Here is an 18,821-nt window from a genome sequence, read left to right on the forward strand (position 1 = left end):
CCGGTCACGCGTCCCAGGTCACCGGCAGCGACTCCAGGCTGCGCACCACCAGACCAGGCCGGAACCGCAGCTGCGACTCGTCGACCGCGAGCCGCAGCCCGGGCAGCCGGCGCAGCAGGCCGCCGAGCGCCTCCTGCAGCTCCATCCGGGCCAGCGCCGCGCCGAGGCAGTGGTGCGGGCCGGCGCCGAAAGCCAGGTGCGGGTTGTGCGCGCGGGTCAGGTCGAGCGTGTCCGCGCCCGGGAACACGGTGGCGTCCCGGTTCGCCGACGCGATCGCCGGCAGCACCGCGGCGCCGGCCGGCAGGCGTACGCCACCCAGCTCCACCTCCTCGGTCGTGACGCGGGGCAGCAGCACCCCGTTGTCGCCGAGCTGAATGAAGCGGGACAGCTCCTCGACCGCCCGGGCCACCGCGACCGGGTCATCGCCGCGCAGCGCGGCCAGTTGCTCGGGGTGGCGGGCCAGTACGAGCAGGAACAGGTTGAGCTGGTTGGTGGTGGTCTCGTGCCCGCCGACGAAGATGCCGGCGGTGACCGAGACCAGCTCCCGCTCGGTGAGGTCGTCGTGCTCGTCCCAGACCGCGATGAGCGCGCTCATCAGGTCGTCGCCGGGCTCGCGGCGGCGCTGCTCGATCAGCTCGCGGAACGCCTCCAGCGCGGCCCGGGGCGCCTCCGGGTCGGCGTCCCAGTCGCCGACGAGCGCGTCCGACCACTGACGTACCCGCTCCCGGTCCCGCTCGGGGATGCCGAACAGCGTGCTGATCACGGAGATCGGCAGCGGGCCGGAGACGTGCGTGATCAGGTCGGCGGGCGGACCCGCGGCCACCAGGCCGTCGATCATGGCGTCGACGAGCGCCGCGACCCGCGGGCGCAGCTCCTCCACCCGGCGGACGGTGAACGCGTGCGACACGGCCCGGCGCATCGTGGTGTGCCGCGGCGGGTCCATCCCGATCAGCGAGTCCTCGGCGAGCGAGCCCAGCTCCCGGGTCGGGCGGTTCGGGCCGGCCGCGGCGGCCCGGCTGAACCGCTGGTCGGTGAAGACGCGGCGCACGTCGGCGTGCCGGGTGGCCAGGTACGCGCACGCCCCGTCGGGCAGCTCGACCCGGGCCACCGGGCACGTCTCGCGCATCCGGGTGTAGTCCGGCGACGGGTGGTAGATCGTCGGAGCCGGCGCGAGCGGGTACGGGATGGCCGGCGGGTCCTGCGTCATCTGCGACTCCTCAGATCGGGCCGCCCCGGGCCAGGGCGGCGAGCGTCGGCACCAGGTCGGCGGGGGCGGGCATGGCGTGGACCCGGTCGCGCATCAGCGCCGCCGCGCGCCGCCACGGGCCGTCGGCGATCAGCTCGCGGACGAGGTCCCGCACCGCGGCGGCGGTGGCCTGCTCGCGGGTCAGCCAGGCGCCCGCGCCGGTGGCCGCCAGCCGTTCACCGTTGAAGTGCTGGTCGCTGACCTGCGGCAGGACGAGCTGCGGCACGCCGTACGCGAGCGCGGTCATGGTGGTGCCGGCCCCGCCCTGCTGCACCAGCGCGGCGCAGGTCGGCAGCACCAGCCGCATCGCCAGCGGCCCGTCGGCCAGGCGGACCCCGGCCGGCACCGGCCCCAGCGCCTCGCGCTGGCGCGGCTCGACCACGACGACGACCTCCACGTCCGGCCCGGCCACCGCGTGGATCACCCCGGCCAGGTCGAGCCGGTCGTCCAGGCCCGCGCCGGCCATCATGGTGCCCGCCGTGACGCACACCCGGGGCCGGTCCGCCGGGCGGCGCAGCCAGGGCGGCAGCACGGCCGGGCCGTTGTACGGCACGAACCGCACCGGGCGGCCGGGGCGCCGCATCGGCACCTGCATCGGCGGCGGCACCGGGTCGAGCGTCAGCACTCCGTCCAACGCCACCTCGGCGGCGGCGAGCCCGAACCGGGCGGCGAGCGGCCCGACCACCGACTCCGGGTCGAGGCGCAGCGTGGTCGAGGAGTCCGGCCCCCACAGGTTCAGCACGCCGGGTACGCCGAGCGCGGCGGCGGCCACCGGCGCGGCCAGGTTGAACGGCTCCCAGAGGATCAGGTCCGGCCGCCAGGACCGGCCGAAGGAGACCAGCTCGTCGAGCACGGCGTCGGCGAAGCGGACCACCCCGCCGTCGGCGGTGATCGCCGGCTCCAGGGCGTCCGCCGTGGCGGGCCCGTCGAGCGGCGCCACCGCGCCGATCCGGCCGGCGAACGCGGCGGCGAAGTCGACGTCGGCGCCCAGCGGCACGGCGGCGAGCCCGGCCGAGCTGATCGCGGCGACCATCGAGGGGTGGCTGGCCACCCGCACCTCGTGGCCGGCGGCCTGGAGCGCCCAGCCGAGCGGGACCAGGCCGTAGAAATGCGACCGCCAGCCCCACGTCGACATCAGAATTCGCAGAGCCGCAGTCAAATCCCACCAATCCGCGCGTGAAACGGCAGTCCTGGCCAACCGATGCTAGGTGATGGAAGCGGTACGCGGAAGGTCGCGGACGACCGCAATGAATATTGACGCCGGGCTAACCGATGCTGGAGTCTTAGCCGGTGCCCGAGGTGGACCGCGATCGGCAGGCGGTGGTGCGTTGAGCGTCAATTCCGGGTTGCGTTCCTATCCGTTCGAGCCATTCACCGGCGATCTTCCGGCCGAGCTGCTGGAGATGGTCGTGACCGAGCCGGTCAGCCGGGTGCGGCTGCCCGACGGGCGGGCCGCCTGGCTGGTGCTCGGCTACGAGCAGTGCTGCACCGTGCTGGCCGACCCCCGTTTCTCCCGGCTTCCGCTCGGCGCCACCGCGACGCCGGACGGCGGCGGTCCCCGCGAGTTGAACATGGACGGTCCGCCGCACGCGGCGGTGCGCCGGGTGGCCGCGCGCGCGTTCACCGCCCGCCGCATCGAGACGTTCCGTCCCCGGGTGCAGCGGCTGGTGGACGAGCTGGTCGAGGCGATGCTCGCCGGCCCGCGCCCGGCCGACGTGGTGGCCGGGCTGGTCGCGCCGCTGCCGGTGTTCGTGGTGTGCGACGTGCTCGGCGTGCCGGCCGCCGACCGTCCCCGCTTCTACGCCTGGATCGAGGGGCTGAACTCGGTCACCGCGTACGGCTCGGCCGACGCCGCGACCGCGCAGGCCCAGCTACGGGACTACCTGGCCGGTCAGCTCGCGCGCAAGCGGGCCGAGCCCGGCGACGACCTGCTCTCGGCCTGGGTCCGCGGCACGCACGAGCTGGCCGACGCCGAGCTGGTCGAGCTGGCCATGGGGGTGCTGCTCGGCGGGCTGGAGATCAACTCGACGAGCGCCGGCCTGCTCGCGCTGTTCCGGCACCCGGAGCAGCTGGCCAAGCTGCGCGCGGCGCCGGAGAAGCTCTCCGCGGCCACCGACGAGATCCTGCGCTACACGTCGGTGAGCGCCATGTTCCGGGTGCAGGTGGTCCGGGAGGACCTGGTCCTCGGCGGCGTCGGCATGCGCGCCGGGGACTGCGTGATGGCGGTCCCGTGGGCCGGCAACCGCGACCCCCGGTTCTTCCCCGAGCCGAACGTCTTCGACATCGACCGCAGGCCCGACGCCCCGCACCTGACCTTCGGCTTCGGGCCGCACTTCTGCCTCGGCACGGCACTGGGCCGGATGCAGGTGGAGCTGTCGCTGGGCGCGCTGCTGACCCGGATGCCGGCGCTCGCGCCGGCGGTGCCGCCGGCCGAGATCCCGTGGCGGCACGACCGGATGAACGGCGGCATCGCCTCGTTCCCGGTGACCTGGTGAGCGGCGGTCAGTAGCTCTCCACCGCGTTGACCCGGCCCGGCCAGTAGCGCTCGCCGGGCGCGGGCACGTAGTGCTCCCAGCGCGGCGGGTTCCCGGTCGGGTGGTCGCCGAGCACGGTGATCCGCTGCCCGCGGCGCAGCCCCTCGTAGTCGTTCACCGCGTAGTGCTGGGTGACCCGGTTGTCCCAGACCGCGACGTCCCCGGTCCGCCAGCGGTAGCGGCAGGTGAACTGGGGACTCTCGGAGAAGGCGAACAGGTGCTCCAGCAGCGCGTCGCTCTCGTTGCGGGTCAGCTGCGGGATGTGCGAGGTGAACAGCCGGTTGACGTACAGCGATCGACGCCCGGTCTCCGGGTGCACCCGGACCACCGGGTGTTCGGCCCGGCTGGTGAACTTGGTGCCGATCCGGATGACGTGGATGGCGGTCAGCCCGTCGAGCAGGTCACGCATCGGCGCGGAGAGCGCCTCGTAGACCCGGCACTGGTTGGTCCACATGGTGTCGCCGCCGACCTCGGGCAGCTGGACCAGGTGCAGGATCGAGGCGATCGGCGGGCTCTGGTGGAACGTCATGTCGGTGTGCCAGACGTCGACCTTGCCGCCGTCGGCGGAGTCGATGACGACGATCTCCGGGTGCCCGTCCAGCCGTGGCAGATAGGGGTGCAGCTCGACCTCGCCGAAGCGGCGGCCGAACGCCACGTGCGCGGCCGGCGTCAGCCCGGTCTGGCCGGCGAGGAAGACCACCTGGTGCTTGAGCAGCAGGTCGTGGATCAGCGCGAAGCCCTCGTCGGTGAGCGTGTTGAGGTCGATGCCGTGAACCTCGGCGCCCAGCGCGCCGGAGACGAGCCGGACCTCGGCCGCGATGGATGTGGTCATCGATGATCCCTCCGGTCTGCGCGCCACGGCTGGTCCGCGAATTGTTCCACGCCCGTGAATGTCCTCACCAGCCGTCGTCGTTGACTCACCCGGCGTACGCCTGGAACCATTCGGTGCCGGCGGGGGCGGCGAGGCCGGCCCGCGACGTGGAGGAGGCGCGGGTGGCGATCGATGCCCCGATCGAGGGTGACGCGGCGGAGCGGCTCGACCGGCTCACCGACCTGGCCACCCCGTTCGCGGTCCGTACGGCGGTGACCCTGCGCGTGCCGGACCTGATCGCCGACGGCGTCACCGGTCTGGCCGAGCTGGCCGGCGCCGCCGGGGCCGACGCCGCCGCGCTGGGCCGCCTGCTGCGCTACCTCGCGCACCGGGGCGTATTCGTCGAGGTGTCGCCGGACGTCTTCGGCCTGACCGACGTCGGCGAGCTGCTCTGCGACCGCGAGGGCGGTGGCCTCGGCGCCTATCTGGACCTCGGCGGCCTCGGCGCGCGGATGGACCTGGCCTGGGCCGGTCTGCCGCACGCGATCCGCACCGGCGGGCCCGGCTACCGCGAGGTGCACGGGCGGGACTTCTGGGCCGACCTGGACGCGCACCCGGACCACCGGGCCTACTTCGACGCGCTGATGCTCAGCCAGCAGCGGTTCACCGCGCCGGAGGTCGCGGCGCTCTACCCCTGGCGCGAGGCGGGCCACGTGGTGGACGTGGCCGGGGGCGCGGGCGGGCTGCTGCGGGAGGTGCTGGGCGCCCATCCGCACCTGCGGGGCACGCTCGTCGACCGCCCCGAGCCGGTGGCCACCGCCGCCGCGACGTTCGCCGAGTGCGGCCTCGCCGACCGGGTCGAGACCGTGGTCGGGGACTTCTTCGCCCCGCTGCCGCCCGGCGCCGACGTGTACGTGGTCTCGCGCGCGCTCACCGACTGGAGCGACGCCCACGCCACGGCGATCCTGCGGCGCTGCGCCGAGGCGGCCGGAGCGGCCGGCCGGGTGCTCGTCATCGAGGTGCTGCCGACGGTGCCGCACGTGCCGCACCTGTCCGCGTACGACCTGCGGATGCTGGTGCTCGTCGGCGGCCGGGAACGCGGGTTGCCCGAGTTCGCCGCGCTGGCCGCCGCCGCGGGCCTGTCGCCCCGGCGCACGTACCACGGCGCCGACGGGCTCACGCTCATGGAGTTCGCCGCCGGCGCCTGAGGGCGCGTCGCACCTGTCCGGTGCCGTCCCGTGCGCCCGATCATTGACGTATATGCATCGACATGGCGGCCCTGGGTGGAAGGGCGGTTTTCTCTGGGCATCGGTCAATGTGCTGAGAAATGCGGTCACGACATTTGCCGCCACCCATATCTGCTCGCATTTATCAATGGTTGTTCGCGGGGAGGGCGGCCGGTAACGTCTCGCGTGGCGACTAGCCGATCCCTCGCGAAAGGGTCGACGCGTCATGACGGTTGCTGGCTCCACGCGATATCCGCCCTTCATCGACGACCTCGCCCGCAGCGAATCGGGACGGCTGCTGCGCGCCGAACTCGGACGGCGGTGGCCCGAGACACCCGACCAGCTCGACGCGATAGTGCGCTACGCGCTGCTGCCGGCGGGCAAGATGCTGCGCCCGATGATGACGCTGCACGCGGCCGAGGCGGTCGGCGGATCTCCCCGCGACGCGCTCGCCGCCGCGCTCGCCACCGAGTACCTGCACGTCGCGACGCTCGTGCACGACGACATCATCGACGCCGACACGCTGCGCCGCGGCCGCCCCGCGGTCCCGGTGGCGTACGGCATCCCCGGCGCCATCGTGGCCGGCGACCACCTGATCTTCCACGCCTTCCGGGCCGTCGTGGAGGGCGCTCCGGACACCCCCGCCGGCCCGGTCGTCGCCGCGGTGGCCGCGCTGGCCGAGGCGGGACAGGACCTGTGCCGGGGGCAGGCGCTGGAGGCGCGGCTCGTCGGCGACCTGGACGCGGGCGCCCGCTGGTATCCGGAGATGATCCGGCTCAAGACCGGCGCGCTGTTCCGCGCCGTGTGCGAGATCGGCGCGCTGCTCGGCGGCGCGGACCAGCCGGTTGCCGCCGCGCTGGCCCGGTACGGCGAGCACCTCGGGATGGCCTTCCAGATCCGCGACGACCTGCTGTCCTATCTGGCCACCCCGGAACAGACCGGCAAACCGGCGTCCAGCGACCTCAACAACGGCCGCCCCACCCTGCCGCTGCTGCTGGCGTACGACGCGGTCACCGACGCGACCCGGGTGGAGCTGCTGGCGGTGCTGCACCGGCGCGGCGCCGGTCCCGGCGACGTCGAGTGGGTCGCCGCGCTGCTGCGCGACGTCGGCGCGGTCGACGGCGCCCGCCAGCGGATGGTGGGGCACGCCGAGCGGGCCCGCGCCGAGCTGGCCGTGCTCACCCCGTCCGCGGGCGCGGACGTGCTCACCGGCATCGCGGCCTGGATGACGAGCGGGACGGCGTGAGCACGGCCGCCGCCGTGCGGGCACTGCGGGCCCACGTCGAGACCTGGCGGCCCTACACCCTCTGGTACGTGGGGCTGGTCGGCCTGGCCGGCGCCGCCGTGGCCGGCGGCCCGCACCATCCGTGGGTGCTGCTGTCGGCCTGGGCCGCGCCGACCGCCGGCTGGCTCGGCGGCCACTATCTCGGCGACTACTTCGACAGGCACCTGGACGCCGGCAGCAAACCGCACCGGCCGATCCCCTCCCGGCGCCTCGGCGCGGGCACCGCGCTCTGGTGCGGTTGGGCCTGTTTCACGCTGCTCGGCGTCCTGGCCGTGCTGGGCGGGTGGGGCACCACCGCGGCGGCGCTGCTGGCCGGGTGCGGCATCGTCGCGTACAGCAGGTGGTTCAAGGCCCGTGGCATCGCCGGAAACCTGGTCCGGGGCGCGCTCGGCGCGGTCGCGCTCGTCTACGGCGCGCTCGCCGCCGGCCTCGCTCCGGACCGCGCCTCGGCGACGCCGGTGCTGCTCGCGCTCGTCGTCGCGTTCTGGTCGCACGACGCGATGTCCAACCTGGTCGGCGCGTTGCGCGACATCGACGGCGACCGCGCGGGCGGTTACCGGACGCTGCCGGTGGGGCGGGGCGTGCCGTTCGCGGTGCGGACCGTGCTGGCGCTCTACGCCGTCGCGATCGCCGCCGCCGTGGCCGCCGGGCTGCTCGCCGGCCGGGACGCGCGGACCGCGTACCTGATCACCGTGCTCGTGGTCCTGCTGACCGGCGTGGTGGCACTGGCCCCGCTGGTGCGCCGGCGCGGCGGCATGCCGGTCGTGGTGGCGCTGCGCGCGCACTCGGTCCTGGTGGTGGAGCGGGTCGCGCTGGCCTCCGCGGCGGTCGGGCTGGGCCTCGGCGTCGCCGTGCAGCTCGCGCTCGCGCTGCCGATGGTCGCGCTGACCTGGGTCGCGCAGCGCGCCATGCGTGCCCGGCACGAACTCGGTCCGCCGGTCGCGGGCCTGACCCTCGCCACCCGCAGTCGAGTACCGGTGGAGGACGCGCCATGACCACTGTGACCACCGAGGCCGTCGGGAAGGCCGTCACCGCCGGCGCGGAGGCGCTCCTGCGCCGGCGCCGCCCCGACGGCGCGTTCGGCGACGACCCGCCCGCCTCGGTGCTGGGTACCGCGGGCGCGGTGGCCGCGCTGCACGCCGCCGACCCGTCCGGCTGCGCGGACCTGGTCGGCGCCGGAACCGCGTGGCTGCGCCGGCAGCAGCACGACGACGGCGGCTGGGGCGGCGTGGTGGGCGCCGGCACCGAGGTCGTGCCCACCGCCGTCGCGATCGCGGCGCTGGCCCTGACCGCGCCGGCCGACAGCGCCGGGGCGATCGCGGCGGGCCGGACCCGGCTGGCCGCGCTGGGCGGCGTCGACACCGTCACCGACCCGGCCATCTCCTTGCTCTGCCGCCAGTTGCTCACCATGGCCGGGATGACCGCCGAGGCGGGCCCGCTGCGCCGGCTGCCACTGGAGATCGTCCTGTTCGACCGGGTACGCCGGCAGCGCCTGTCGTTCCGTACCGCGCCGTTCATCGGGCTCGCCCTGATGCAGGCCGACCTGCTGCCCACCGGCCGCCTGCGCCGGGCCACGCTGGGCCGGGCCCGGCCGGTGGCGCTGCGGCTGCTGCGGTCCATCCACGACCACGAGGGCGGCACCGGCGCGCTCAGCGAGGACCCGTGGCCGGCCGCGCTGGTGCTGCTCGGCCTGGCCCGCAGCGGCGAGGCGCCGGACATCGCCCGCGCCGTCGTCGGCTGGCTGCGCCGGGCGGTACGCCCCGACGGCGCCTGGGACGCGGTCACCAACCTGGACCTGACCCGGACCGGGTACGCGGCGACCGGGCTGATCGCGGCCGGCTACGCCGACGACCCCCGGTTGCGCGCCACCCGGGAGTTCCTCCACGCCGGCCGCAAACCGGAGGCGTTCGAGGTGCTGGACGTGCCGCCGGGCGGATGGAGCTATTCGAACGCGCGCGGCTGGCCGGTGACGCTGGAGTCCGCCGAGATCCTCTCGGCGCTGGCCGGCTTTCCCGGGGCCGACGCCGACCCGGTCCTGCGCGACGGACTGGCGTGGCTGGTCGGCCGCCAGGACAGCCGCGGCTCGTGGAGCCTGTGGGTCCGTGACACCCGGCTCGCCAACGACGGTCCGTGCCCGGCCATCACCAGCCAGGCGATCCTCGCGCTGCACGACGCCGGCCACCCGGACGACCATCCGGCGATCGCCCGGGCGGCGGCCTGGCTGCTGACCCGGGCCGCGCCCGACGGCACGTTCGAGAACCTCTGGTACCGCGACCACACCTCCGGCACCGCCGTCGTGGTCGCCGCGCTGTCCCGGGTCGGGCACGCCCGGCACGAGGTGGTGCGCCGGGCGGCCCGGTGGCTGCGCGACACCCAGTTGCCCGACGGCTCGTGGGGGCCGGGCGACGGCACGGCGGGCTCGGTCGAGGAGACGTCCTGGGCCGTCCAGGGTCTGCTCGCCACCGGCGACCCGGACGCCACCGGGGCGGTGGACCGGGGCGTGGCCCGGCTGGTCGCCGCCGCCGGACCGGACGGGAGCTGGCCGGCGGCCCGGGTGTGCAACTACATCCGCCACCACATGCGCTATCCCAACGCCGTGATCACCCAGGCGCTCGCGCTGCGGGCACTCGGCGAGTACCGCCGGGCCGCCGCCGCGCGGCCGGACGTGGCGCCGCCGGCGGTGACCCGATGACCCCCGACGTGGTGGTGGCCGGCGCGGGCGCCGGCGGCCTGGCCTGCGCCCGCGCGCTCGGCGCGCTCGGCCTGCGGGTGCTGGTGCTGGACCGGCAGCGCACCCCGGCGTCGATTGCCAAGGGCGAGATCCTGCAGCCCGAGACGGTACGCATCCTCGACTCCTGGGGTCTGCTGGACGCGCTGCGGGCCACCGGCGCGCGCCCGGTCGGGCGGCTGGCCATCCGTGACCCGGCCGGCGAGCCGTTGCTCTGCCTGGACTACGCGGGGCTGCCCGGCGCGTACCGGCAGATCCTCTGCGCCGACTACGGCGACCTGCGCCGCGTGCTCACCGACCGGCTGCCGTCCGCAGCGCGCATCCGGTGGGGAGCGCGGGTCACCGGCGTCCTGCGCGACAGCGACGGGCGCATCGGCGGCGTCCGGTTCGTCGCCGACGGCGCCGAACAGGAGATCCACGCGCCGCTGGTGGTCGCCGCCGACGGCATGTCGTCGCCGCTGCGCCGCGGCGCCGGGATCGCGGTGCGGCGCCAGGAGTACCCGCACGGCCTGGTCGCCTTCGACGTGGCCGGCGCCGACGTGGCCGAGGAGGTGTCCGCCTACCGCACCGGCCGGGGACTCTGCCTGGTCTACCCGCTGCCGGGCGGGCGGTGCCGCCTGTACGCGCAGGTGACGCCGGACGAGTTCCGGGGGCGCGTCGACCTGGGCGCGTGGTGCGACCGGCTGCTCGCCGACGTGCCGGCGATCCGCCCGCTGGGCGCGGCGCTGCGCGCGAGCCTGGACCGGCGCCAACTGCTCGCGGTCTACCGGCTGCGCAGCGCGCGCCTGGCCGTGCCGGGGCTCGCGCTCGCCGGCGAGGCCGCCCACGCGGTGCACCCGATGGCGGCGCAGGGCGTCAACAGCTCCCTCGGCGACGCCGAGACGCTCGCCGCCTGCCTGGCGGCCGAGGGCGGCGCGCCGGAACCGGCGGCGGTGGACCGGGCGCTGCTCGCCTTCGAGGCGGCGCGGCGGCCCCGCCTGGACCACGTCGCGACGGTCAGCCACAACGCCTCCCGCATGATCACCGCGGTGTCCGGGCTGCCGAAGCTGCTCGGCGCGCGGATGATGCGCCGCACCGCCGCCAACCCCCGCCTGCTCGGGCTGACCGCCGGCAACCTCTCCGGCACCGACGTCCGGCCGCTGTCCGCGGTCGACCGGCTGTACCAGCTCGGGCTCCTGGCCGACCGGCGAGCGCACACCCCGCCGGTCCCGTCGGAAAGTGAGCGACCATGACGCCTGGCACCGCCGTCGGGACGCACCCGCCGGCCGACCTGTCCATGAACGAGACCCCCTACCCGCCGCTGCCGGGGGTGCGGCGGGTGGTCGCCGACGCCGCCGCGGCGCTGCAGCGCTACCCGGACCGCACGTCGGCGGCGCTCGTGGCCGCGCTGTCCCGGCGGCTCGGCGTGGGACCGGAGGCGATCCTCGTCGGCCCCGGCTCGGCCGGACTGTGCCAGCACCTCGTGCAGTCCCTCGGGCCCCGGCCGGACGTCGTCCACCCGGCCCTGTCGTTCGAGGGCTACCCGCTGATCATCGGCAACGCCGGGGCCCGCGCCGTGCCGGTGCCGATGGACGGGTACGGCCACGACCTGCCCGCGATGGCGGACGCGGTGACCGAGCGGACCCGCTGCGTGCTGCTGTGCAACCCGAACAACCCGACCGGGGCGGCGCTGCGCCGCGACGACGTCGAGGCGTTCCTGGACCGGATCCCGGCCGACGTGCCGGTCATCGTGGACGAGGCGTACCGCGAGTTCGTCACCGACCCCCGCTCGCCGGACGGGATGGACCTGTACCGGGCGTACGGCAACGTCTGCGTGCTGCGCACGTTCTCCAAGGCGTACGGGCTGGCCGCGCTGCGCGTCGGGTACGCCGTCGTGCCGCCCCGGCTCACCCGGGCCGCCGCGCTCACCGGGGCGGTGTTCTTCCCCTCCGCGCTCGCCCAGGCGGCGGCGGTGGCGAGCCTGACGCCGGAGGTGGACGCGGAGCTGACCCGGCGGTGCACGGAGCTGGTGGCGGAGCGTACCCGCCTGGTCGGCGCGCTGCGCGGCCTCGGGCTCACCGTGGCGCCCAGCGAGGCCAACTTCGTGTGGCTACCGCTGGGAGAGCGGGCCGTGCCGTTCGCCGACCGGGCCCGGGAGACCGGCATCCTGGTCATGGCGCTACCCGGCGCCGGGGTCCGGATCACCGTCGGTTCCCCGGAGGCGAACGAGCGGCTGCTCGCGTTCGTCCGCGCGGCGCTCGCCGACGGGCTCTGACCGGCCGGCCGGCGCCAGCGCGACCACGCTCAGGTAGTTCAGGCCGGGCTCGTAGTCGGCCACCACCACCGGCCGGGGCCGCGCCGCGTCCCCGGCGAGACGGTCCAGCAGCGCCCACCAGACCCCGGTGGACGGCTGCCTGCGCGGCCCGGTCGTCATCGCGGCGCCGCCGTGGCCGGGCCACACGGCGGCCAGGTCCGCGCCGAGCACGACCGCGACATCGGTACGTCCGGCCGTCAGCTCGCCCACCTCGGCCGCCGCGAGCGCGGCCACGTCGCCGGCGTCGACGTCCACGTGCTGGCGCAGCGCGGTCACCCGCGCGCCGCCGCCGAGCCCGATCAGCTCGGGACCGCCGGCCGCACCATCGCTGTCGCCGCCGGTCGCGCCGTCGTCGGCGAGCGCGTCGTAGAGCATGGCCACGGCCCGGTGGCGCGCCGGTACGGGCACCGCCGCGTCGTACGGCAGCACCGCCTGCTCGACGGTGAGCACCAGGGCGCGGCGGCACCCGTACGCGCGGGCGATCCGCAGCCCGGTGAACGCCGCCGCCGAACCCTGGTCGCAGAGCGCGAACGACATCGGCGTGCCCGGGCAGACGTGACTGAGGTACGCCGCGGTGGCCCGCCCGGGCAGCATGTCGTGCACGGCGAACGCCAGCACGAGCAGGTCCACCGGCTCGTCCGGCGGCACGACGGCGGGGATCAGCTCGGCGGCCATCTCCCCGTACGACTGGCCCAGCGCCGCCGCGGGCGCGTCGAACAGGCCGCCGGGCACACGCAGCCCGTACGGCCGGGTCAGGTCGGCCAGGTAGCCGGCGGCGCGCTCGCGCAGCACGGGGTCGCCGAGCAGCGCGGCCGGACCGGTGAACGTGCGCCGCGCGGCCCGCAGCAGGCGGAGTCCGGTCTCCATGGTGGCCTCCGCCGCTCAGTGCTCGAAGACCATGGCGGCGAACGTCGCGCCGTCCCCGGCGCCCACCGCCGCGACCAGATAGCGGTCACCGGGCCGGAGCAGGTCGCGCTGCCGGGCGGTGCGGTAGTTGACGAACGCGTCGGCGCAGAACACGTGCCCGGTCTCGGTGACGTTGTCCAGCAGCACCCGGTCCAGCGGCAGCCCGATCAGCCGGCACAGCCGCTTCCAGGTCATCAGGTTCACGTTGTGCGGCAGCACCAGCCGCAGCTCGGACAGCGTCGTGCCGGACCGCTCCAGCGCCCGGCCGATCACCTCGGCCAGCGCCGGCCGGTACGCCCGCTGGAACCGCGCCGGGGACTCGCCGCCGGCCACGTCGAACTCGCCCCGCTGGTGGCAGGCGTACGCGAGCAGCCGGTCCCGGCCGCCACCGGCGCTGAGCAGGCAGGCCGAGGCGCCCTCGCTGAACACCGACGTCTCCGGGATGAACTGGGCGTCACGGGTGAACGCCTTCTCGCCGGTCAGCACCAGCGCCAGCGGCGGACCGTCCGGCGTGTCCGGTTCGGACGCGAGCAGCCGCCCGGCCACGTCGATCGCGGCGAGCGCGCTGGCGCAGGACTGCTGGGTGAGCGTGAACGCGAGCGCGTGGCCCAGCCCGAGCGCGCGGCACACCTCGTGCAGCGGGTTGACCGGGTAGGGGGTGACCACCGGGAAGGCCCGCCCGTACACCACGAACCGCACCCGCCGCCGCAGCGTGTGCAGCGCGGTGAGGCCGTGCGCGGCGCGCAGCAGCAGGTCGGTCAGGGACAGCCCGGGGTCGCGGCGGACCTCGGTCAGGCCGTGGAAGCGGCGGAACAGGCGCACCTGCATGTCGCTCAGGCCCAGTGGCGCGGCCAGGCTCTCGACCGGCACCCGGCGCTGCGGCAGGAACACCGAGACGGCCTCGATGGCCGTCATGCGCGAACCGTCACGACACGGATCAGATCAGTGACGCCGATGGATGTCAACGCGCGTGCGATCATATCGACGTGGCTCGCTTCCTGTTCGTCGTCCTGCCGGTGGAGTCCCATCTGAACGCGCCGGTCGCCATCGTCCAGGAGCTGGAGGCGGCCGGGCACGAGGTGGCCTGGGTCGGGCCGCGCAGCGACCTGCGCCCGCTGGTCGGCCCGGACGCCACGCTGTTCCCCACCGGCAAGCGCTACTACCGCTCCGACGACGCGGCCGGGATGGCCTCGGTGCGCAGCCTCTGGGAGGGGCACGTGCTGCCCGCGAACCGGTTCATCCGCGACGCCGCCGACGCCGCCGTCGAGCGGTACCGGCCGGACGTGGTGGTGGCCGACCAGTACGCGCTGGCCGGCGCGCTCGCCGCGCACCGCCGCGGGCTGCCGTGGGCGACGTTCTGCGTCGGCATGCTGGAGCTGACACCGCCGACCGAGGAGATGCCCGAGTTCACCGGCTGGGTGGACGCCCAGGTCCGCCGCGTGTGGGCGATGACCGACCTGCCCGTGGACGAGACGATCGACCTGCGCTTCTCGCCGTACCTCGTGATCGGCCTGACCACGACGGCGCTCACCGGCCCGGCGCCGCTGCCGCCGGGCTGCGTGCTCACCGGGCCGGCGCTGGGACGGCGGCCGAACGCGCCCGCGTTCGCCTGGGAGGCGTGGGATCCCGGCCGCCGGCACGTGCTGGTCACGGTCGGCACGATGGCCGAGCACCTCGCCGCCGACTTCTACCGGCGGATGACGGCGGCGACCGCGCCGCTCGCCGACCGGGTCCAGGTGATCCTCACCGCCGGCGCCGGACTGGTGCCCGACCCGCCGCCGCACGTGCTCGTCGCGCCCCGGGTGCCGGTGCTCGCGCTGATGCCCCGGCTCGACGCCCTCGTGTCGCACGGCGGGCTGGGCACCGTGTCCGAGGCGCTGGCCCACGGTGTGCCGGTGGTGGTCGCGCCGATCCGGCACGACCATCCGGCGGTGGCGCGGCAGGTGCGCCGGGCCGGCGCCGGACTGGAGGTCTCCTTCGGCTCCGCGACCCCGGCGGAGCTGACCGCCGCGCTGAGCGCGGTGCTCGACGAACCCGCGTACCGGGCGGGAGCGCGCCGGGTGGGGGAGTCGTTCGCGGCGGCCGGCGGCGCCCGCGCGGCGGCGGCACGTCTCGCCGTGTTGGCACGCACGGCTCCCGACACTGACGCATCGATCGTTGTCCAACCGTCGGGGCCGAACTAGCCTGACCTGACGCACCCGCGCCGGCGTCGCGCCGCACGAGGAGGCTCGATGATCGAGGCCACCGGCCTACGCAAGTCCTTCCGGGTCGGACGTGGCCGCGGCGCCACCACTGTCGAGGCGGTACGCGGCGTCGACTTCGCGGTCCGGCGCGGCGAGATCGTCGGATTCCTCGGCCCGAACGGCGCGGGCAAGTCCACCACGCTGCGGATGCTCGCCACGCTGATCCGGCCCAGCGGGGGAGCGGCCACCATCGCCGGGGTCGACCTGCTGCGCTCGCCCGCGCAGGTGCGGCGGCGGATCGGCTTCGTGGCGCAGGCCAGCGGCACCTACGACGACTCGACCGCCCGGCGGGACCTGGTGCTCCAGGCCCGGATGCACGGGCTGTCCAAGTCGGTGGCGCAGGAACTGGCCGCCGGGGCGATCCGCGCGTTCCAGCTCGACGACTTCGCCGACCGCAAGATCAAGACGTACTCGGGCGGGCAGCGCCGCCGCCTCGACGTCGCGCTCGGCGTCATCCACTCGCCGCAGGTGATGTTCCTGGACGAGCCGACGGCGGGGCTCGACCCGCCCAGCCGGGTCCGGATGTGGCAGGAGGTACGGCGGCTGCGCGAGGAGGGCATGACCATCTTCCTCACCACGCACTACCTGGACGAGGCCGACAGCCTCTGCGACCGCGTCTCGATCATCGACGCCGGGCGGATCGTGGCCGAGGGCACCCCGTCGGCGCTCAAGCGCGAGATCTCCGGCGACGTGGTCGCCGTCGACTTCGCCGCCGCCGACGTCGCGGACGAGACCGGCGGCGACCTGCCGGCCGCGACGAAGCTGCTGGCCGAGGCGCCGTACGTGCACGCGGCCGAGCCGGTCGACGGCACGCTGCGGCTCTACGTCGACAGCGCCGCCACGGCCATCCCGCAGGTCATGCGGGCGCTCTACGACCGGGGCATCGAGCCCGGCGCGATCGAGGCCCGCCGGCCCAGCCTCGACGACGTGTTCCTGGCCAAGACCGGCCGGTCGCTCGCCGAGTGACCGGACGCCGAGAGGAGTACGGCGTGAAGCTCGTCCGCGACACCTGGCTGATCTTCCAGCAGGAGGCCGGCCTGATGGTGCGCAACCCGGTTATGGTGGCGTTCAGCCTGGCCCAGCCGATCACCTACCTGATCCTCTTCGCGCCGTTCCTCAAGGTGGTGATGGTCGACCGGGGCGCCTCGACCTACGCCGACGCGTACCGCATCTACGTACCCGGCCTGTTCGTGGCGATGGGCCTGTTCGGCGGCCTGTTCGCCGGTTACGGGCTGCTCAGCGCGCTGCGCGCGGGCATCATCGACAGGTGCCGGGTGACGCCGGTGAGCCGGACCGGCCTGCTGCTGGGCCGGGCGCTGATGCACGTGTGCCTCAACGTGGTGCAGGCCATGGTGGTCACGCTCGTGGCGCTGCCGTTCGGCCTGCGGGTGCACCTGGCGAACCTGCTGGTGTCGTACGCGCTGCTGTCGGTGATGGTGCTGCTGAGCACCTCGATCTCGTACGACATCGCGTTGCTGGTCCGCAACGAGAACAGCCTCGGCGTGCTGGTGAACACCGTCGGGCAGCCGGTGTCGCTGCTGGCCGGCGTGCTCATCCCGCTCGTGCTGGCGCCGATGTGGATCCAGCGGGTCGCGGTGTGGAATCCGTTCGCCTGGGCCACCGACGGCATGCGGGCGCTGTTCGCCGGCCAGATCACCCAGAGCGTGGTCTGGCAGGGCGCGCTCATCATGTCCGGGCTGGCCGCGGCGAGCCTGTTCTGGTCGTCGCGGCTGTTCAACCGCGACGTCTCCTGACCGAGCGTACATCGAGCATTGTCTCAGCGTGGCGGGCGCTCTAGCCTGATCGTGTCCCCGCCCGGCGGCCGGTACGCCGCCGGCGCGGCCGTGACGTGTGTCAGCTGAGGAGGCGACTCGTTTGGGTGCCGACAACTTCCGCGCGACGCTGGCGGCCGACATGGAGCTGGGCGCGGGCAACGTGCTGCTCCGGCTGGCCGAGCACGGCGCCGACATGGACATGCCCCGGGTGACGTTCGACGTCGACGTCGACGGCATCCCCGCCTGGACGCCGCTGTCGCTCGCCACCCTGACCGAGCGGGTCGCGGCGCGGGCGGCGTGGTTCCGGGCGCGCGGCGTCCGCCGGGCCGACCCGATCGCGGTGTACGTGACCTCGGCGCCGGACGTGTTCCTCAACTTCCTGGCGCTGACCTGGCTCGGCGCGATCCCGGCGCTGATGAACGGCAACATGCCGATCGAGCTGGCGGCCGAGTTCGTGCGGCGGCTGCGCGCCGCCGGGGTGGTGGTCGACGCCGACCACGCCGCCCTGGCCGGGCACGACCTCGGCGCGCCGGTCCTCGGCGACGCGGCGCAGACCGGCGCGGGCGACCCGGCGCAGGCCCCGCCGCACCACCGGCACCACCCGCAGGACCCGGTGGTCATCACCCACTCCTCGGGCACCACCCGGGTGCCGGCGGCGATCGTCCACTCGCACCACGGCCTGTTCGCCGCGATCCGCGCGGTCCGGCTCACCGAGTCCCGGCCGTACGGCGAGGTGCGGGAGATGTCCGCGCTGCCGGCCGCGCACGCCGCCGGCATCATCACGCTCAACCAGGCGCTCTGCAACGGCTACCAGCTGCTGTGCCTGTCCGCGCAGGGCGGCCCGTTCGCGCGCAGCGCCGAGACGATCCTCTCCGCGATCGAACGGTGGCGCCCCACCGGCGTCTTCGGCTTCGCGGTGACCTGGTCCGAGCTGGCGCGGGTCGACCTCACCACCCGCGACCTCAGCTCGGTGCGCAACTGGTTCAACACCGGAGACTGCGCGCACGAGTCGCACGTACGCCGGCTGGTCGCGGTCGGCAGCCATCCCACGTACACCCGCGACGGCATGGTGGACGCCCCCGGCTCGAAGTTCGTCGACATGCTCGGCTCCACCGAGATGGGGCACGGCGCGTTCCGGATCACCCACCGGCTGGGCAGCGACCGGTACGACCGCTGTGTCGGCAAGCCGTACCCGTTCGCCGAGATCGCGCTGCTCGACGTGGAGACCGGTGAGGAGGTAGCGCCGGGGCAGGTGGGGCACGTCGGCCTGAAGTCGCCGACGCTGGCGCTCGGGTACTGGAACGACTCGGTCACCACGTACCGCACCCGGCTGGGCGGTTACTACCTCACCGGCGACCTGATGTACCGCGACGAGGCCGGCGACTACCACCACGTCGACCGGGCCAGCGACGCGGTCGACCTGGGCGGCGGGACCTGGCTGTACACCGCGCTGTCCGAGGAGCGCGTCCTGCGGCACTGCCCGGACGTCCGTGACTGCACTGTGGTCGCGGCGGCGGCCGAGGACGGCACGACCGTCACCGACGTGCTGCTCCTGCTCGCCGAGGACGCGGATCCGGCGCGCGACCGCACCGACCGGGTCCGGGCCGCGCTGGGCCCCGCGGTGGCCGCGACGCTGCGCCGGGTGGTGACCGTCCCGGACGGCGACGTGGTCATGGGACCCACCGGCAAGGTCCGCAAGTTCCTGATGCGACAGCGCCTGCTCGCCGGAGCCGCGGCGCCCGGCGCCGGCTGAGCGGGGGAGATCGACACCTGG

16 protein-coding genes are annotated in these 18,821 nt (G+C 75.1%); 11 read left to right on the top strand and 5 right to left on the bottom strand.

The features are described from left to right. Nucleotides 1–4 precede the first annotated feature (4 nt). A complete protein-coding gene (locus KBX43_RS01375; protein ID WP_210882472.1) occupies nucleotides 5–1,207 on the bottom strand; it encodes a cytochrome P450 in 1,203 nt (400 codons plus the stop codon). Between the two features lie 10 nt (nucleotides 1,208–1,217). After that, nucleotides 1,218–2,381: a nucleotide disphospho-sugar-binding domain-containing protein gene (locus tag KBX43_RS01380; RefSeq protein WP_210882474.1), complete on the bottom strand. Its 1,164-nt coding sequence runs from the start codon at nucleotides 2,379–2,381 to the stop codon at nucleotides 1,218–1,220. A gap of 193 nt (nucleotides 2,382–2,574) precedes the next feature. On the opposite strand from KBX43_RS01380, the gene KBX43_RS01385 reads away from it, so the two are divergent. Further along, nucleotides 2,575–3,741 carry a cytochrome P450 gene (locus KBX43_RS01385; protein WP_064445596.1) on the top strand — a complete coding sequence of 389 codons (1,167 nt, stop codon included), beginning with the start codon at nucleotides 2,575–2,577 and terminating at the stop codon, nucleotides 3,739–3,741. Between the two features lie 7 nt (nucleotides 3,742–3,748). Here KBX43_RS01385 and KBX43_RS01390 read toward each other — a convergent pair whose 3' ends face one another. Next, complete coding sequence (locus tag KBX43_RS01390) at nucleotides 3,749–4,612, bottom strand: TauD/TfdA family dioxygenase (RefSeq protein ID WP_210882476.1); 864 nt, start codon at nucleotides 4,610–4,612, stop codon at nucleotides 3,749–3,751. Between the two features lie 161 nt (nucleotides 4,613–4,773). Between KBX43_RS01390 and KBX43_RS01395 the strand changes: the two genes are divergently transcribed. From KBX43_RS01395 to KBX43_RS01420, 6 genes are all read left to right on the top strand, one after another. Beyond that, nucleotides 4,774–5,799 carry a methyltransferase gene (locus KBX43_RS01395; protein ID WP_043330014.1) on the top strand — a complete coding sequence of 342 codons (1,026 nt, stop codon included), beginning with the start codon at nucleotides 4,774–4,776 and terminating at the stop codon, nucleotides 5,797–5,799. A gap of 244 nt (nucleotides 5,800–6,043) precedes the next feature. Next, nucleotides 6,044–7,063, top strand: coding sequence for a polyprenyl synthetase family protein (locus tag KBX43_RS01400; protein ID WP_210882484.1), 1,020 nt, complete (start codon nucleotides 6,044–6,046; stop codon nucleotides 7,061–7,063). Further along, on the top strand, nucleotides 7,060–8,097 hold the full coding sequence (locus KBX43_RS01405; RefSeq protein ID WP_064445599.1) for a UbiA family prenyltransferase: 1,038 nt from the start codon (nucleotides 7,060–7,062) through the stop codon (nucleotides 8,095–8,097). Before KBX43_RS01400 ends, KBX43_RS01405 begins: the two co-directional genes overlap by 4 nt. Beyond that, entirely contained in the window at nucleotides 8,094–9,794 is a 1,701-nt protein-coding gene (locus KBX43_RS01410; protein WP_064445600.1) for a prenyltransferase/squalene oxidase repeat-containing protein, read from the top strand. The genes KBX43_RS01405 and KBX43_RS01410 overlap by 4 nt, the downstream gene beginning before the upstream one ends. After that, nucleotides 9,791–11,062 (top strand): NAD(P)/FAD-dependent oxidoreductase, encoded by a 1,272-nt coding sequence (locus KBX43_RS01415; protein WP_210882491.1) that lies wholly within the window; start codon nucleotides 9,791–9,793, stop codon nucleotides 11,060–11,062. The genes KBX43_RS01410 and KBX43_RS01415 overlap by 4 nt, the downstream gene beginning before the upstream one ends. Then, nucleotides 11,059–12,084 carry a histidinol-phosphate transaminase gene (locus tag KBX43_RS01420; RefSeq protein ID WP_209962338.1) on the top strand — a complete coding sequence of 342 codons (1,026 nt, stop codon included), beginning with the start codon at nucleotides 11,059–11,061 and terminating at the stop codon, nucleotides 12,082–12,084. The genes KBX43_RS01415 and KBX43_RS01420 overlap by 4 nt, the downstream gene beginning before the upstream one ends. On the opposite strand, the gene KBX43_RS01425 is transcribed toward KBX43_RS01420, so the two are convergent. Further along, nucleotides 11,989–12,990, bottom strand: coding sequence for a 2-hydroxy-acid oxidase (locus KBX43_RS01425; RefSeq protein WP_210882493.1), 1,002 nt, complete (start codon nucleotides 12,988–12,990; stop codon nucleotides 11,989–11,991). The genes KBX43_RS01420 and KBX43_RS01425 overlap by 96 nt on opposite strands. Before the next feature lie 15 nt (nucleotides 12,991–13,005). After that, nucleotides 13,006–13,944, bottom strand: coding sequence for a 3-oxoacyl-[acyl-carrier-protein] synthase III C-terminal domain-containing protein (locus KBX43_RS01430; RefSeq protein WP_064445604.1), 939 nt, complete (start codon nucleotides 13,942–13,944; stop codon nucleotides 13,006–13,008). Nucleotides 13,945–14,015: 71 nt separating this feature from the next. On the opposite strand from KBX43_RS01430, the gene KBX43_RS01435 reads away from it, so the two are divergent. From KBX43_RS01435 to KBX43_RS01450, 4 genes are all read left to right on the top strand, one after another. Beyond that, nucleotides 14,016–15,212 (top strand): glycosyltransferase, encoded by a 1,197-nt coding sequence (locus tag KBX43_RS01435; protein ID WP_210882495.1) that lies wholly within the window; start codon nucleotides 14,016–14,018, stop codon nucleotides 15,210–15,212. A 48-nt stretch (nucleotides 15,213–15,260) separates the two neighbouring features. Continuing rightward, nucleotides 15,261–16,238, top strand: coding sequence for an ATP-binding cassette domain-containing protein (locus KBX43_RS01440; RefSeq protein WP_210882509.1), 978 nt, complete (start codon nucleotides 15,261–15,263; stop codon nucleotides 16,236–16,238). Nucleotides 16,239–16,261: 23 nt separating this feature from the next. Further along, the gene (locus tag KBX43_RS01445) at nucleotides 16,262–17,026 is read left to right on the top strand and encodes an ABC transporter permease (protein ID WP_030499122.1); all 765 of its coding nucleotides are present in this window, start codon (nucleotides 16,262–16,264) and stop codon (nucleotides 17,024–17,026) included. Nucleotides 17,027–17,147: 121 nt separating this feature from the next. Then, entirely contained in the window at nucleotides 17,148–18,800 is a 1,653-nt protein-coding gene (locus KBX43_RS01450; RefSeq protein ID WP_082930905.1) for a class I adenylate-forming enzyme family protein, read from the top strand. The last annotated feature ends 21 nt before the right edge of the window (nucleotides 18,801–18,821 follow it).

It is taken from the genome of Micromonospora sp. C41, from assembly GCF_018070485.1.
Classification (GTDB): Bacteria; Actinomycetota; Actinomycetes; order Mycobacteriales; family Micromonosporaceae; genus Micromonospora; species Micromonospora chalcea.

Bases quoted from the DNA above. Each gene is read 5' to 3' on its own strand.
- KBX43_RS01375 (WP_210882472.1), bottom strand. From the start codon at position 1,207: ATGACGCAGGACCCGCCGGCCATCCCGTACCCGCTCGCGCCGGCTCCG.
- KBX43_RS01380 (WP_210882474.1), bottom strand. From the start codon at position 2,381: ATGTCGACGTGGGGCTGGCGGTCGCATTTCTACGGCCTGGTCCCGCTC.
- KBX43_RS01390 (WP_210882476.1), bottom strand. From the start codon at position 4,612: ATGACCACATCCATCGCGGCCGAGGTCCGGCTCGTCTCCGGCGCGCTG.
- KBX43_RS01400 (WP_210882484.1), top strand. From the start codon at position 6,044: ATGACGGTTGCTGGCTCCACGCGATATCCGCCCTTCATCGACGACCTC.
- KBX43_RS01410 (WP_064445600.1), top strand. From the start codon at position 8,094: ATGACCACTGTGACCACCGAGGCCGTCGGGAAGGCCGTCACCGCCGGC.
- KBX43_RS01415 (WP_210882491.1), top strand. From the start codon at position 9,791: ATGACCCCCGACGTGGTGGTGGCCGGCGCGGGCGCCGGCGGCCTGGCC.
- KBX43_RS01420 (WP_209962338.1), top strand. From the start codon at position 11,059: ATGACGCCTGGCACCGCCGTCGGGACGCACCCGCCGGCCGACCTGTCC.
- KBX43_RS01425 (WP_210882493.1), bottom strand. From the start codon at position 12,990: ATGGAGACCGGACTCCGCCTGCTGCGGGCCGCGCGGCGCACGTTCACC.
- KBX43_RS01430 (WP_064445604.1), bottom strand. From the start codon at position 13,944: ATGACGGCCATCGAGGCCGTCTCGGTGTTCCTGCCGCAGCGCCGGGTG.
- KBX43_RS01440 (WP_210882509.1), top strand. From the start codon at position 15,261: ATGATCGAGGCCACCGGCCTACGCAAGTCCTTCCGGGTCGGACGTGGC.